This window comes from Desulfomicrobium orale DSM 12838, assembly GCF_001553625.1.
Taxonomy (GTDB): Bacteria; Desulfobacterota; Desulfovibrionia; order Desulfovibrionales; family Desulfomicrobiaceae; genus Desulfomicrobium; species Desulfomicrobium orale.
Window position 1 is genome coordinate 1,079,185 of record NZ_CP014230.1, and the last position, 13,496, is coordinate 1,092,680.

General features: G+C 57.4%; 11 protein-coding genes and 1 CRISPR repeat array. Of the genes, 1 reads left to right on the forward strand and 10 read right to left on the reverse strand.

What is annotated here, in order from left to right; genetic code table 11:
* Nucleotides 1-349: 349 nt before the first annotated feature.
* From AXF15_RS14180 to cas6, 10 genes are all read right to left on the reverse strand, one after another.
* Nucleotides 350-502, reverse strand: a complete 153-nt coding sequence (locus AXF15_RS14180) for a hypothetical protein (RefSeq protein ID WP_154666845.1) — start codon at nucleotides 500-502, stop codon at nucleotides 350-352.
* Nucleotides 503-846: 344 nt separating this feature from the next.
* Entirely contained in the window at nucleotides 847-1,521 is a 675-nt protein-coding gene (locus tag AXF15_RS04905; RefSeq protein ID WP_066602895.1) for an IS1595-like element ISDeor2 family transposase, read from the reverse strand.
* Between the two features lie 92 nt (nucleotides 1,522-1,613).
* Nucleotides 1,614-3,112: direct repeats of the CRISPR family, unit length 37 nt; unit sequence GTCGCAATCCCCTCTTTATCGGGTCATGCAGTGATAT.
* A 199-nt stretch (nucleotides 3,113-3,311) separates the two neighbouring features.
* Entirely contained in the window at nucleotides 3,312-3,596 is a 285-nt protein-coding gene (gene cas2 / locus AXF15_RS04910; RefSeq protein WP_211259012.1) for a CRISPR-associated endonuclease Cas2, read from the reverse strand.
* Nucleotides 3,597-3,613: 17 nt separating this feature from the next.
* Nucleotides 3,614-4,651 carry a CRISPR-associated endonuclease Cas1 gene (cas1, locus tag AXF15_RS04915; protein ID WP_066604093.1) on the reverse strand — a complete coding sequence of 346 codons (1,038 nt, stop codon included), beginning with the start codon at nucleotides 4,649-4,651 and terminating at the stop codon, nucleotides 3,614-3,616.
* 8 nt (nucleotides 4,652-4,659) lie between these two features.
* Entirely contained in the window at nucleotides 4,660-6,204 is a 1,545-nt protein-coding gene (locus AXF15_RS04920; protein WP_066604095.1) for an RAMP superfamily CRISPR-associated protein, read from the reverse strand.
* Nucleotides 6,201-7,190 (reverse strand): type III-A CRISPR-associated RAMP protein Csm4, encoded by a 990-nt coding sequence (gene csm4, locus AXF15_RS04925; protein ID WP_066604098.1) that lies wholly within the window; start codon nucleotides 7,188-7,190, stop codon nucleotides 6,201-6,203. Before csm4 ends, AXF15_RS04920 begins: the two co-directional genes overlap by 4 nt.
* Before the next feature lie 9 nt (nucleotides 7,191-7,199).
* Nucleotides 7,200-7,880 carry a type III-A CRISPR-associated RAMP protein Csm3 gene (gene csm3, locus AXF15_RS04930; RefSeq protein ID WP_066604100.1) on the reverse strand — a complete coding sequence of 227 codons (681 nt, stop codon included), beginning with the start codon at nucleotides 7,878-7,880 and terminating at the stop codon, nucleotides 7,200-7,202.
* A 17-nt stretch (nucleotides 7,881-7,897) separates the two neighbouring features.
* Nucleotides 7,898-8,326 (reverse strand): type III-A CRISPR-associated protein Csm2, encoded by a 429-nt coding sequence (csm2, locus tag AXF15_RS04935; RefSeq protein ID WP_066604103.1) that lies wholly within the window; start codon nucleotides 8,324-8,326, stop codon nucleotides 7,898-7,900.
* Nucleotides 8,327-8,335: 9 nt separating this feature from the next.
* Nucleotides 8,336-10,789, reverse strand: a complete 2,454-nt coding sequence (gene cas10 / locus AXF15_RS04940) for a type III-A CRISPR-associated protein Cas10/Csm1 (RefSeq protein ID WP_066604106.1) — start codon at nucleotides 10,787-10,789, stop codon at nucleotides 8,336-8,338.
* Nucleotides 10,790-11,779 (reverse strand): CRISPR system precrRNA processing endoribonuclease RAMP protein Cas6, encoded by a 990-nt coding sequence (gene cas6 / locus AXF15_RS04945; protein ID WP_169793598.1) that lies wholly within the window; start codon nucleotides 11,777-11,779, stop codon nucleotides 10,790-10,792.
* Nucleotides 11,780-12,370: 591 nt separating this feature from the next.
* Between cas6 and AXF15_RS04950 the strand changes: the two genes are divergently transcribed.
* Nucleotides 12,371-13,474, forward strand: coding sequence for a polysaccharide deacetylase family protein (locus AXF15_RS04950; RefSeq protein ID WP_151192289.1), 1,104 nt, complete (start codon nucleotides 12,371-12,373; stop codon nucleotides 13,472-13,474).
* Nucleotides 13,475-13,496 lie beyond the last annotated feature (22 nt).

Sequence of the window (13,496 nt, forward strand, 5' to 3'; positions counted from 1 at the left end):
CGCCTGTTTGTCACGGAGACAGGATCTATTTATTCTTCGAGAAGCAACAACTCAAATCCAAACGGAGCGCCAAACTGGCGTGCCTTGTTCAGCACCCAAAGCCATCGCTGGATTCTGGAGAATTGGCCGTTGAATATACTGCAATAACATCACCAGGTACGATATTTCTCAGTTTTGCTTTCATTTTTTTCTCTGTCCGTTGTGGCGGGTGGTTAAAAAAGCCACATTACTGCGGCTTGGGAAAAAGAAAGGCCCTCCGAAGAGGACCTGCTCTAGTTTTGCTTGCGGGCGAGGTAGAGGCCCCATGCTATGACCGCAAGGACCATCGCCAGCGTAAGTCCCCATACCATCATGACGTCCCCTCCATTTTGCGGGTGAGCAACATGCATCCGCCAAAGGCCACCACGGCAATCACGATACCAAAAGGATTGCTTTGGAAAAGACCGACGGCCAAGGCCGCGACGCTGACTTTTTCCAGCCAGTCAGCAAATCTTTTGACCATACCTCCTCCTTAATCCCTGATTTTCTTCCTGTCCATTGCTCCGGCTTGATCCGGCTGTCTTTACTTTTTTGCAGGTACAAGTCTGGGGAGGGCCTTCCTTTCGTCAACCTGTCTGCGGGCGGCGATGCCACCTGGCTCGGCACTCAGGGTCGGTGCGCCGCCATAATCCGGTGTACCGCTCCATGGTCCGAAGACCATTTTGCCGCTGATAATCTTCGCAGCCCCCTCTTTATCGGGTCATGCAGTGATATGGCTTTGTCGGAGTTATACGTGCGCATTGATGCGTGCGTGTCGCAATCCCCTCTTTATCGGGTCATGCAGTGATATATTTTCAAGGGTCATGCCTAGCTGAGTGGATTTTCTCTGAGCATTTTGAGCAGAAGTTTATAACTATCTTCGTTTCTATGGTTAAAGCGAAATTCACATTCTTTCAAATGAAAGTAAAAAGTGTGCTTGGGCAAACCCCTAAAACGAACAAGTCGTGTTTTGGCAAAAGCCCAGAAGCTCTCAATGCCGTTAATGTGTGAGTTTTTATTGGCAAATTCATTGTTGCCATGCTCAACCCGGAAGTGTTTTTGGTAGCCTAGGTCTACGAGACCATCATAGCCGCGCCAGCCATCAGAGTGAATAATGCTTTCAAGTTTCACGCGGCCCCGGATGATCCCTTGGAGGGTGATTTTTGAACAGTCCGGGACAATTTCGGTATAAACGCGACCTTCACGCTTGAATAAGCCGAACACAATGGTTTTGCCCTTGGCTCCTCGGCCTCTGACTCCTTTAACGCGGCGTGCGCCAAAATAGCTTTCATCAACCTCAACTTCGCCTTGAACAGGAGACTCCGCCTCGCAGAACCGGGCAATCCTCTCTCGGAAAGCAGCCAGATAACGGTTCGCGGTATTACGATTTACCCCGGCTATTTCAGCTATCTGCAGGGCATTCAAATCCACGGCAAACAGCTTCACTATTTGTCGGACTTTGGCCTCTGAAATTCTTGAACGCTTCGCATACTTGTTTTTCATTGTCGTGACTAGCCTTATAGTCGAATGGAGACTCACGGACTAGGCATGACCCATTTTCAAAACTCTCAACCCCGAACAGCTCGCCGAACTGAGTCGCAATCCCCTCTTTATCGGGTCATGCAGTGATATCCTTTTTCAAAAATCAAAGACCGCGACAACGTGTGGGCTGTCGCAATCCCCTCTTTATCGGGTCATGCAGTGATATTCAAAAATGAAAAAGGAAAATGAGCAATTGAGGTTACAGCGTCGCAATCCCCTCTTTATCGGGTCATGCAGTGATATCGAGTCCAAACCGGCGGCCGGAGGATATGCGTCAGGACAGCGTCGCAATCCCCTCTTTATCGGGTCATGCAGTGATATGTGAAAAACTTCAGGGTGCGAAGAACAGAGGTGACGAGCTTTGTCGCAATCCCCTCTTTATCGGGTCATGCAGTGATATTGAGTGTGAATTTTCCATCATGAACATAAGCATAAGAACCGAGTCGCAATCCCCTCTTTATCGGGTCATGCAGTGATATTATTTATATTGTTTTTAACTAAACAATTATATTTATATATTTGTCGCAATCCCCTCTTTATCGGGTCATGCAGTGATATGATTTATTAAAAATATAAAGGAAAAAATAATAAATGAGTAGTCGCAATCCCCTCTTTATCGGGTCATGCAGTGATATGCCCGAAGTCGTTGCACGCTTGGCGATCGACGACCCTACTGCGTCGCAATCCCCTCTTTATCGGGTCATGCAGTGATATGATAGGTCACATTGTGCACCTACCCAATAAACATATTTGTCGCAATCCCCTCTTTATCGGGTCATGCAGTGATATTAACTTTTTTAAAAAATTGGAGGGGAATATGAATACACTCGTCGCAATCCCCTCTTTATCGGGTCATGCAGTGATATTTAAAAAAAGAGGAAAATTATGGATACTTATGAAATTGCGTCGCAATCCCCTCTTTATCGGGTCATGCAGTGATATGCAACACAGAGCGATTTGTACGCCGGCGTTTTGAGCGCGTCGCAATCCCCTCTTTATCGGGTCATGCAGTGATATCTTATAGCTTTACCACAATAAGAACAAATAACTGGGTGGTGTCGCAATCCCCTCTTTATCGGGTCATGCAGTGATATGATAAAATCAGGGATTAAGGAGGAGGCATGATAAAACGTCGTCGCAATCCCCTCTTTATCGGGTCATGCAGTGATATCGGCAAGGAGGCGTCCGTCAGCACGTCCAGCCGCACCGAGTCGCAATCCCCTCTTTATCGGGTCATGCAGTGATATGCCGGTTGTTCGGGCCTGCTCCAATGGCCTACTTTCTGCGTCGCAATCCCCTCTTTATCGGGTCATGCAGTGATATCTCACACAAAAGTCCGAGGTGACGACGGACGATGACGGCGTCGCAATCCCCTCTTTATCGGGTCATGCAGTGATATGGCAGGAGGTGCAGCTCAGGCAGAAACAGGCAATATTAGTGTCGCAATCCCCTCTTTATCGGGTCATGCAGTGATATTCCCCGCCTGCGCCTCCTCCAGGAGCTGCATTATACCCCGTCGCAATCCCCTCTTTATCGGGTCATGCAGTGATATGGCGCGGTCTCAAACACGTTTCTTCCCAGGGACTGGCTGTCACGTTTTCCGTCACCGGTACGAGCCTGTCGCTATCTCGAATAAAAATTCCGGGAGAATACTCCTCGATCACAACTACCTCCATGAAATTATTAAAGAATTTTGTTGCCGTAACCACCGGCATCTTTTGCTGGCCCGGCTGGTTACGAAGGAATCGGCTTCAAACAATAAAAACGATTTCCTCACCCACTTCCGGCCCCGGCTGCATAACTCCCAACTTGCGAACCTTGGCCGCACAGGACGAGCACATGGGATAGATACGGACACTGTCTTCCGCCTCGTCGATCAGTTCCTCCAGTTCGCCGGCCAGCCTTTCCATGAGCGTATTGTCAATCAGGGCCTCAAAGACGCTGAACTGAACACGGTCCCCATATCCATCCAGACACCTGGCTACCTTTATCCGCCGCTTGTCGTCCGGGATGTCATAACAGATAACATACCGCAATGGTTTTCCACGCATTGTCAGCCACCATACAAAAAGGGCTGGTACGGACTGCCGTTCCGCAGGGAGGCGGCGAAGCGTTCCACCTGGCGACCGAGAATATCCCTGGGCGTCGGCCTCTCCGCGTTGCCTTGCTCCCGCAGGGGTTTGCCCAGATGCTCCTCCCACTGGGCAAAGAATATCCTGAGGCCCTCTTGGGTCAGACGCACGCCGCCATCCTCGTCCGGAGGTTCAAAGTGTTCCGGACGGATGATACGCAGGTTGCAGCTTCGCAGGACGAAGCGATCGACAATGGGGTGGCGGAGTTCTTCAAGCAGATCGAGGGCAAGGCTTGCCCGGCCGGACCGAAGATCGTGGAGAAATCCGATGCAGGGATCGAGCCCCCTGCCTTCCAGCAATCCCGCAAGCTTCGATGCCAGAATCACGTACCCGAAGGACAACAGAGCGTTGGCCGGATCGGAGGCCGGCCGGTGCTTCCGTCCGTGAAAGGGGATTTCCGCCCGGAAGGCTCCGCCCAATGCCTCGAAGTAGCAACGCGCGCCGCTGCCTTCGACCCCGAGCAGGCTGCCGATCTCCCGGCATGAATGCACCGCCTCCGCCATGCGTTTGAGTTCCGCCAGAGCCCGTCCCAAAACTTCGTTGCCGGGATTGTTGCTCTGGATATCCCGCAGAACGGCGTGGGCGTTCAGAAGCTTGGCGCGCACAGCGTCAGCCGCGCGGGCCAGTCTCGTCTCCGCCTCCGAGGCGGCTGCATACTGACGCAGCCGGATATCCGCCGAACGCGGCATGGCGCCGACAGTGCGGCCGAGGAACTCGCCGCCGCGGGTCAGCCAGGCGGTCGAAATGCCTCGTTCCAGGCAATGCCGCATGGCCGCGGAAGTAATGTGGGCCCTGCCGACGATGCATACCAGCTCCAGCCTGTGCGACTCCACCTCCATCAGGACTTTCCGCCGCCCGGTCCCGCCGCCGTCCGAAGGATACTCCTCGGCGGTCACCAGCAGACTCTCGCCGGACTGGCGCACGGTGGCGCCGGGAACAGTGACGTACAAAACAGGCATCGCGCCACCTATCCATCCCCAAGAATGCCCCGGACCTTCTGCACCTTGACCCACTGCTTGTCCGTGCACTTTTTCTTTTCCCATTTGCCGGCCTTTTCCCAGAATGCCCGCAACGCCTGTGCGGACTTCCGGCGGAGAGGCTCATCCAGCCCGTCCAGTTTGCCGTAGAGCTCCACGGCCTGGTTCTCATTGCCGCCGCTTTCCACCGCTGAGATAAGGCGTTCCTCCGGAGTCATGGCCGCCAGTTCTTCCTGCCGCTGGGCCTCGGCTTCCTGCCGTTCCCGTTCGGCCTGTTCCCGCTCGGCCCGTTTTCTGGTTTCGGCCTCGCGTTCTTCGAGACGCACGTGACGCCGGCGGACGCGCTCGGCCAGAAAAGCGGTGTCGTGCTCTTCCCGCCGGGCGCAGGCCTCGGCGTATTCCCCGGCGCTGACAATGCTCAGTCGCGCCCAGCCAAAAGGATGGATGCCGTCGGCCAGGGTGCGGGTGGTGCCGGAAGGCATGAAGCTTCCATCCTTCAGCCGCCGGGTCTGGGGCTGATTGTTGGTCACGGTCATGCACTCCACATGGGAGTAATGCCCCAGGCGGAGGATCATGGCATCCGGGCCCGGCTCGGCCATGACGGCATCAACGGGCTTTAGGGCGGCGAGGGACCGGTCAAGATGCTGTTGCAGGTAGAAGGCGCCGCGTTCCGTACTGTAGCGCTCCCGGTAGAATTCATTGCACAGTTCCATCAGCTCCCGCAGGGTCCACGCTTTTTCCCTGCCCCGCATGGAGACCGTCAGGGCCGTATCGCGGCTGCCCGCATCGTGTGCGCCTACGGCGATTTTGCCGTACAGGGCGGGGCTTTGGCCGGACATGCTCAGGGAAAGGGTTGCCTCGCACGGATTTTTCGGAGTGCCCTGTTTGTTCGGGTTGTACCGCCGCCGCACTTCCTTTGCCGTCACAATGACCGACTCCCCGAGGGCCGCCGGGAAATCACCGACCTTGAGGTTACGGAAGGCGTTTTCGCTGACCTTGCCCAGCAGTTCCTCCAAAGCGCGTCCATAGCCCTGGCGGGGATCTCTGTTCATGGCCTCTTTGAGGTTTACCTTCCAGTTCCTGTCCAGCCAGTCGATGACGGCCGTGCGGATCGCGCCTTTGATGGACGAGCCGGGAACAAGCAGGGCGCCGGTGAGCGGATTCTTCAGGGCCGGGTCGATAAGCAGCTGATTGGCGCTGTCCCGGGAAGCCAGTTCCCGGTCATATTTCTCATAGATTTCCCGCGAAGCCACCCGCACTGGCGCGCCGCCGTACACTTCCACCAGCGGGGCCAGCTCTTTGGCCAGATGGGCCCGGATTTCCGGAAGAGGCTTTGTGGAAAAAAGCTCCGCCAGTCCGGCCGGGTCTGGATGCGCTTCCACCCAGGAAGGCACGTCCACGGAATAGAGAAACGGATTTCCGCCTTCTTCCTTCATGATGTAGGACAGCGGGTCCATGGTCTCCCCGGTGCCGATGTGGATCGGCGTGAGGGGTTCGAGGCGGATGAAGGCGGTCTGCTCGTGAAGGCGCGTCATATGGTGTCCTCCTTGGCAGGGGTGAAGGCGATGGTCAGGGGCCACGTTACCTGAACCACCCTTGAATCCGGATGCAGACCCCGAAGGACATAGCCGGAGGCGGGCAGACTCTTGAAGACCGAGCCCTCCTCCATGGCCAGGAAGGTTTTCTTGAACGGGTTGGCCTGCCCCAGCGCGCCGCCGGCGCGGCCGGACTTGGCAAAGACGCGGTACCAGCCCGACGCTTCGGACAGATTCATAGCGGAGAGCACCGACAGACTCATCCGGTGGGAGCCGCTGCCGTCGAGTTCGCCGGGCGTGAAGGCTTCATCGCGGGTGAAGTCAAACCATCCCTTGCCCGTGCTGGCGTCCCGGCCGAATCCTGTGGCCGCCACATGCCGAAGCAGCCGCTCGAAGCTGTCGGGGGCGTCCGTCCGGACATAGAGATCGAGCCTGACCCCGGAGCCGTAGAAGGTTGAATCCGAAAGAAACAGGCCGCCTTCCTGCAGAACGCTCCCCGTGGCCCGGTCGATGCTGTTGTGCGCCTCCACATGGCCGGTTCGCCATGTGTTCTCAAAGGGGGCGGGTTTGGGCCGGAAGATGTCCGGGGCCTGGAGCCATCGCTCGAAAAGGCCGGCCAGGCTCAATCCGCCGCGTAAAGCGGCCCAGAGATCGACAGGAACATGAGCCTGTTTCCGGAACGCTTTATAGGCGTTCAGAGCTTCCACCTTGTCCCCTTTGAACATTCCGCCCGGAGCGCAAAAGCGGTCCCGAAAGGCGCTTCTGGACAAAGGCGGCAGGCAGGGCATGGGCAGCATTCCCGCCGGGAAGGCGGAAGAGCAGACAAAGGGCGGGTTGTCCGAGTCAAAAGCGGCAATGAGCCCGGCCACAGCCTCGCCGCCGTCAAGTTCCGCTGCGGCGCACAGAAGCTGACCGTGCAGGGTGTCGCTGCGCAGGGGCGTGCCGAAGGCCCCGCGCGGAGTAATCGTGTACCGGTACAGTGGCATGGCCCGCTCCTAGTCGAGGTTCACACTCGCCAGATCCACCTTTTGCCCGTCGCAGGTCAGATCGCTGAAACTGACCTGCCCGCAGCCTCTGGACCCGCATCCGCCCAGAGCGTCCAGTTCGATGAGCCTGAGCCCCCGGTACACATAGTCGATCAGGTCGGAGGCATCGCCCTCGAACACCTTGAAAGAAAGGTTGAAATCAAAGGCCACACCGGCGGGAACACGTTCCAGCGGCCGGGGGTGCTCCGCGATGCCTTTCACTCTGTGGATGATGTTTTCGTATTTCACCTCCATGGGCAGCTCACCCTGGGCAAAGCGTTTCCGGTCTGGGTCGCAGAGCATGGCGTCGCGCACCATGAGCCGCGAAGGGCCGGTGTCGGAGTCCTTCTTGTCCCCGGAAGAGCCGAAGATGACGCAGGCCGGGCAGTCCTTCTGCCCGCAGCCGCAGGGTCTGCCTTTTCCGACGAAATCGCGGGTCCGCGGATTTCCGATGAAATAATAGACTTCAAGCAGGGAGCGCATCTTGCCCTTGAGGGACGAACCCGGAACATAGGGCTCCCCGGTGATGGGGTGCTTGACGATGGGCTGGTCCAGTCCGCCGATTTCGATGATATCCCTGCCCGCGCCGATGTGCAGACCGGAAACGACCTGGAGCGTGCCGGTGACATGTTTGATCTTTTCGAGTTTCATATAATTTCTCCCCTGTGTCAGGAATTGCTCATGCCGAGGCCATAGCAGAAACCGACCACGGCTTCGAAATGGAGCATGAAGGCCTTGAAATCGTCGGCGGTCTCGATGGCGTCGATGTTCTTCTTCAACCAGTCCGCAAAGGAGGGCGGAACTTTTGCGTTACGCGGGTTGGAGGCGTAGGCCACCTTGGATTTGACCATCTTCACCAGAGGCAGAACCGCAAGAAACGGGTCCGCTTCATTTCCGGTCTGCTGCCTGGAATCCAGCTTCCGCTCCAGGTTTTTCAGGTCCCCGTAAAAACGCCGCAATTGCGCGGAGTTCACGGAATTACGGTCATCCCGTTTGCCATCGGGACGCAAGACAACGAACTTCTTGGCGACATCCTCCGATTCCGTTCCGAGAAGTTCCGGGCGTATGTTCCCTTTGCCGTCGAAGTAGATACTCATCGGTCCTCCTTATTCTGTCCGCATTCTGTAGAGTGCATAGGAAATGGCCAGCCGCATCCGTTTCAGGGTTTCCGGATCCGTACCCAGGGCCTCCAGTTCTTCCCGGTCCTTTTCCGCAAGGACCTTGCCGTTCAGATTTCTGGCGAAGTCGTAACGCATGTGTGAGCGGTACATGCCGCTGCGGCGTCCACCCCGGCCGCTCGAAAAGGCCGCGCAATCGTCGGCGTAGCCCATGAGCCGCCGCAGCAGCCCCGAAGGGATGCCGCCGCCAAGGGCAAGTTCTTCAAGCCACAGGCCCTTGCGACTGAGTCTGGAATATTCCTCCCATCCGGCGGTCACGCCCAGCGCGGTCACGGCATTTTTGGTCCGGCCGTTTCCGTCCGTACTCCGGTAGTTTTTGGACTCGTCCAGCAGGATTTCCGCGTTGCGGGCAATGGTGTTGGCGGGCAGGGCGGGCTTGGCGACAAAAATGCCCGCGGACAGCGTAATGTCGCTGTTGTCCGCGACATAGCGCCGGAACTCCGCCGCCAGTTCTTCCGCGAAATCCATCATCTGGTGCCAGGGGCCGATGAGGAAAAGATCGTCGCCCCCGGCGAACACCGTGTATATGTCGTTGTAGAGCCGGTTATCGCGGATCATGCCGGTCATGACCTCGGCAAAGAAATGATTGAGCATCCGGGAGAGGCCCGCGAACCGGGACAGAGAGAGCCTGTCCCCGAACCCGATGCTGAAAAGCAGCCCCAGATTGTCCACGTCGGCCTTGAAGGCTCCGAGAAAAGCCTTGCCGCGCAGTCCGCCCTGGCCGTCGGCAATACGCGCCTCCTGGGCCAGATGGGTGAAGGTCTTCGGGGCTCCGGACCTGATTTCTTCCTCCTGGTCGGTCTGGCGGCCTTCCTCTTTCCATCTGGTATCATCGCCGGGGGCGAATCTGGGCAGGTGTCCCGCGATGGCGTGACCCGTGAACCGGGTCCGGTCGCGCAGGTTCAGAATGTCCAGGGCGTCCTTGTGCCGTCTGTCGGCTTCTTCCATGAAATGGAGCCATATCCCGCCGAACAGCTGCACGCCGTTTGGTGACGGGGTGCCGGAGAAAAGGGCGAATGGCGCTGTCGGCAGCCGCCCGCCGATCCGGCTGATCTGGGCTTCGCACTGTCCGCAGAGCCCGGCGGGTTTGCCGGTCTGCTGTTCATAGCGGGCGCTGGCCGCGTCCGACACCGGGTTGATCTGGCAGACCGCGCAGGCTCCGGACGAGAAATCCTCATCCTCGCGGCCCGCCACGGGAGAGCGCCCTGCTTCCAGCAGACTGGAGAATTTTCTCATCTTCCGCGCTTCCAGCTGGTCGAAAAATTCATCGAGCCGCCGGCTGAAAACGGCCAGTTCAAAATCCTTTTCACTCATCCGCACCGCATGACTCAGGTTGAGAGACAGACGGCCCTTGAATTCATCAAGAAACCATGCCTGCACCTCGTCGGCGAACGCAGGCAGCAGTGCCTCGACCTTGGGCACCGCGGGCAAAAGCAGGATGAAGCGTCCGCCGGCGTCCATGATTCTGGCCAGGGGAAAAAGCTCCGCCCGTTCCAGAAAGGTGAGAATGACCGAATGGGTGAGAGCCTGCAGATGAAAGGACCGGGCGCGAAGCAGCTTGGCCACGCCGGTACCGTGCGATTTTTCGATGCCGAAGATATAGGACTGGATGCCCGAGAGATCACCCCCCATGAGAATGAATTTCTGCGTGTCCCCGGAGCCGGGCATGTCGCCGTGGTGGTGATGGTACACGAACAGGGCCTGGGCTATGGCCGCGGTGGTCACGGCGTGGTCGTAGAGCGAAATGTCCGGTTCGGTCTTGTAAGTGGAGGAGGGGATGCACCAGGTGTAGCGCTCCAGAAGGGAAACAAGAGAAGAAAGATAGTGCCTGACGCCCATGTCCCGCGGGATCGCGCCAAGTCCTTCGAGAAAGGTGTCGAACAATTCCGGATAGCCGGTTTTGCGGGCCTCGTCCAAATCCGTGGGGAAAGGATCTTCCTCGATGGGGGCCAGGGCGTGGTATTTTCTGGGGGCACCGCCGTTTTCCGAAAAACGTATCTGCGAAAAAGCCGAGAGCAGCCGGGCGGTCATGTAATCACCCGCGTCCTCCTCCTGCCGGGCTCGATCCATGCCTGCGGACAGGCGGTCCGCCCTGGAGAGAACCTGCTCCATCAGGTTGTCTCCCGCAGGCTTGTGGTGAGCCGAGGCCAGCCGCGCGATACGCGATCTGCAGGGCTCCAGCTCCGGAGGGAGCGGCAGATCGTTTTCGATGAAATAATCGCTGTACAGAACATGCAGGTGGCTCGGCCTGCCCCCTTGGGAGACCGGGCAATATTCGCCTTCCAGATCGACGCTTTTGGGCCGCCGCGCACGCTGGGCGAGCTTGCCGATATCGTGCAGCAAGGCGGAAAGAACCAGAATCTCCATTTCAGTCCGTACCATTCAATCCTCCTCGTCGTCTGCTTTGCCGGTAATCCGAAGACCATCCGCAGGCTCCGGCCGCCAGACCATCTCCAGTTTACCCAGCCCGAAAGTTGATTGTTTTCCCAGATGCAGGAGGCCCGCCATTTCCAGTACCGGCAAATACTCTCCGGGTACGCCCGCATAGCGGACCGTGCCGACCATGCCGCCCAGCATCATCCGGCGTTTCTGCCGGTTGGAATACCGCTCCCAATCCAGCCACCGCAGCTTGCAGGAAAGGGTTCGCACCTGGGCGGCTTCGGCCGCGAGACGGGCATATTCCAGATCGGGTTCGCCGTTTCCGTGAACGGCGAAAACGGCCGAGACTCTGCGCAGCGCCGCCCGGACAAGCACGTGAAAAGGAAGCGTGTCCTGAAGCTGGCTGTGAAACTTCAACCGCAAAGGAGTCCGCAGGGCGGCCGTCAGGGTCCAAAAAGCGCCGGAAGGAGCTTCCCGCAGCCGTATATGACCAGCTACGGGCTCGGTGGCCAGCCGCCCGGTTTCCGGGTCAAAAAGGTTGACGCCCGGCTTCTGCCCGACTTCCTGCAGTACAAAGCGTCCGCCACCCGGTCCATTCCCGCGTCTGCCAATGCCCCGCCGTCCCATCATCTCAAAGGCGTTCAGAAAAAACGGCAGACAGGAATTGGCTTCGCCAAACAGAAGCAGATTGAAAGACAGGGATTCGCCTCTGCCAAGGCGGGATAAATGTTCAGAAGGAGGTTCGAGAACGTAGGCCGGAGGCGGCTCCATACCCCGAAGATTTACGCCGTCGGGGAGAAATTTGGGCTCGAAGGTTTTGGCGTAGAGGCATCTTTTGGCAATGCCGCAGCTTCCGCAGTCGCGGGACAGATTGCCGCACATGGAGGTCTTCAGGGCCGTTCCAAAGGCCCCGCGCAGGGTGGAGCCGAGGTAGCCCGGCAGCAGGATGTCGTCTTCAGCGCGGACTGTGATGAAATATCGCCCGAAACGCATGGGCTCTCCCATGTTGAGAATGGAACCCGGATTGCCGTTCGGCAAACCTGTCATCCGGGCTGTTCACGGCATCCTTGCCTGTCCGACCTTCCTTGGCGTGACTGTCTTTGTGGCACATTTGATTCAAAAATGGAACGGCCTGTCCTCCATGAGATGGCAGTTCCTCTTCGCCGATGGATATTGACAACCCATGAAAAGATTCAGGAGCCAGCCATAGAATTGTCAAGCGGACTCCGTTGCATTATATGTGTCGATCTCAAAATCTGAGATAGCCGGAAATATATTATGATGCAGAAAGTCCATCATGCATATGAGAGAGAAGATAAGAAACTGCATATATATACAGGTCATAATATATTTATTCATGATGAACCATGTAAGTGAAGCAGATGCTTCTAAGGATTACTCTCTTTGATGAACTTCATGGAGAAGTTATTCATTGCTGTATTGTTTTGCACGGCATTTATCCTTTCACAGGGGAACATCGTTTTTGCCTTGCAGATTTTGGAGAACCAACGGAACGATTCTTCTTCCTTTGTTTCTGCTGAGGGAAGAGTTGCGTCCACGGAAGTTCAGATCGGGTTGGAAGACATGCTGCTCCGGGCGCAGACGCTGCTCCGGGGACATTTTTACGCCGAGGCCCTGGACCTGCTGGACGGTCTGGATTCCATATATCCGGGTGAACCGCGCGTGCGGGAACTGACGACGCGCTGTCTGGAGGGACAGACCAGTCTGATTCCTTACAGCGGCAGCATTCCGCATGTTTTTTTTCACTCCCTGGTGGTGGACCCCAAAAAGGCTTTTGACGGCGACAGAAAGTCCAGAGGCTATAACGCCTGGATGACCACCGTGGGCGAGTTCCGGAAAATTCTGGCCCGGATGCACGCGCAGGACTACATGCTCATTGATATCGGAGAAATCTGGGAAGCCGTGACGGACGAGGACGGCAACGCGTCCTTCCGCAAGAGGCGCCCGCTGGTGCCTGCGGGGAAGAAGCCGTTCATCCTTTCTGTGGACGATGTGAACTACTACCCCTTCATGAAAGGGGATGGTTTTGCCGACAGACTGGAGCTGGACCGCCACGGGAATGTGGCCGCGCGGTACCGGGAGGGCGAGGAAATCCGGCTCGGAGAGTACGACGTGGTGCCCATTCTGGACAATTTCGTCAGAGAGCATCCCGGTTTCTCCTATCGCGGGGCCAAGGGCATTCTTGCCGTCACCGGCTATGAAGGCTTGCTGGGCTACCGCACTCAGGAGCTGGAAGCCCCGGACCACGCCGACCGCGTCCAGGCCGCGACGGAGGTCGTCAACCGGCTGAAAAAGACGGGCTGGCGTTTTGCTTCCCACGGGTACGGCCATCTGCACAGTTCCAGAATTTCTTTGGAACGCCTGCGGGAGGACACGGCCAGGTGGAAAGAGGAAGTGGGGACCCTTGTGGGTGAAACGGAGATCTATATTTTTCCGTTCGGCGAAGAAATTCCGTACCGGGGCGAGAAGTTCGAATGTCTGAAAGAAGAAGGCTTCCGCGTATTCTGCGGCGTGGACAGCCGGGATTTTCTGCGTGTCCGTAAAGGTTACGTACGCCAGATGCGGCGCAATCTGGACGGATACACCATGCTGAAGCGGCCCGAACGGCTGCGGGATCTTTTCGACGCGGAAGAGGTGCTGGACCCGTCGCGGCCGCCGCTGGAGTAGACTCGGCCGGCTTCCTTCCTCC

Coding starts and splice junctions, on each gene's coding strand:
- AXF15_RS14180 (WP_154666845.1), bottom strand. CDS start 502: ATGGTCAAAAGATTTGCTGACTGGCTGGAAAAAGTCAGCGTCGCGGCC.
- AXF15_RS04905 (WP_066602895.1), bottom strand. CDS start 1,521: ATGAAAAACAAGTATGCGAAGCGTTCAAGAATTTCAGAGGCCAAAGTC.
- cas1 (WP_066604093.1), bottom strand. CDS start 4,651: ATGCCTGTTTTGTACGTCACTGTTCCCGGCGCCACCGTGCGCCAGTCC.
- AXF15_RS04920 (WP_066604095.1), bottom strand. CDS start 6,204: ATGACGCGCCTTCACGAGCAGACCGCCTTCATCCGCCTCGAACCCCTC.
- csm4 (WP_066604098.1), bottom strand. CDS start 7,190: ATGCCACTGTACCGGTACACGATTACTCCGCGCGGGGCCTTCGGCACG.
- csm3 (WP_066604100.1), bottom strand. CDS start 7,880: ATGAAACTCGAAAAGATCAAACATGTCACCGGCACGCTCCAGGTCGTT.
- csm2 (WP_066604103.1), bottom strand. CDS start 8,326: ATGAGTATCTACTTCGACGGCAAAGGGAACATACGCCCGGAACTTCTC.
- cas10 (WP_066604106.1), bottom strand. CDS start 10,789: ATGGTACGGACTGAAATGGAGATTCTGGTTCTTTCCGCCTTGCTGCAC.
- cas6 (WP_169793598.1), bottom strand. CDS start 11,779: ATGCGTTTCGGGCGATATTTCATCACAGTCCGCGCTGAAGACGACATC.
- AXF15_RS04950 (WP_151192289.1), top strand. CDS start 12,371: ATGCTGCTCCGGGCGCAGACGCTGCTCCGGGGACATTTTTACGCCGAG.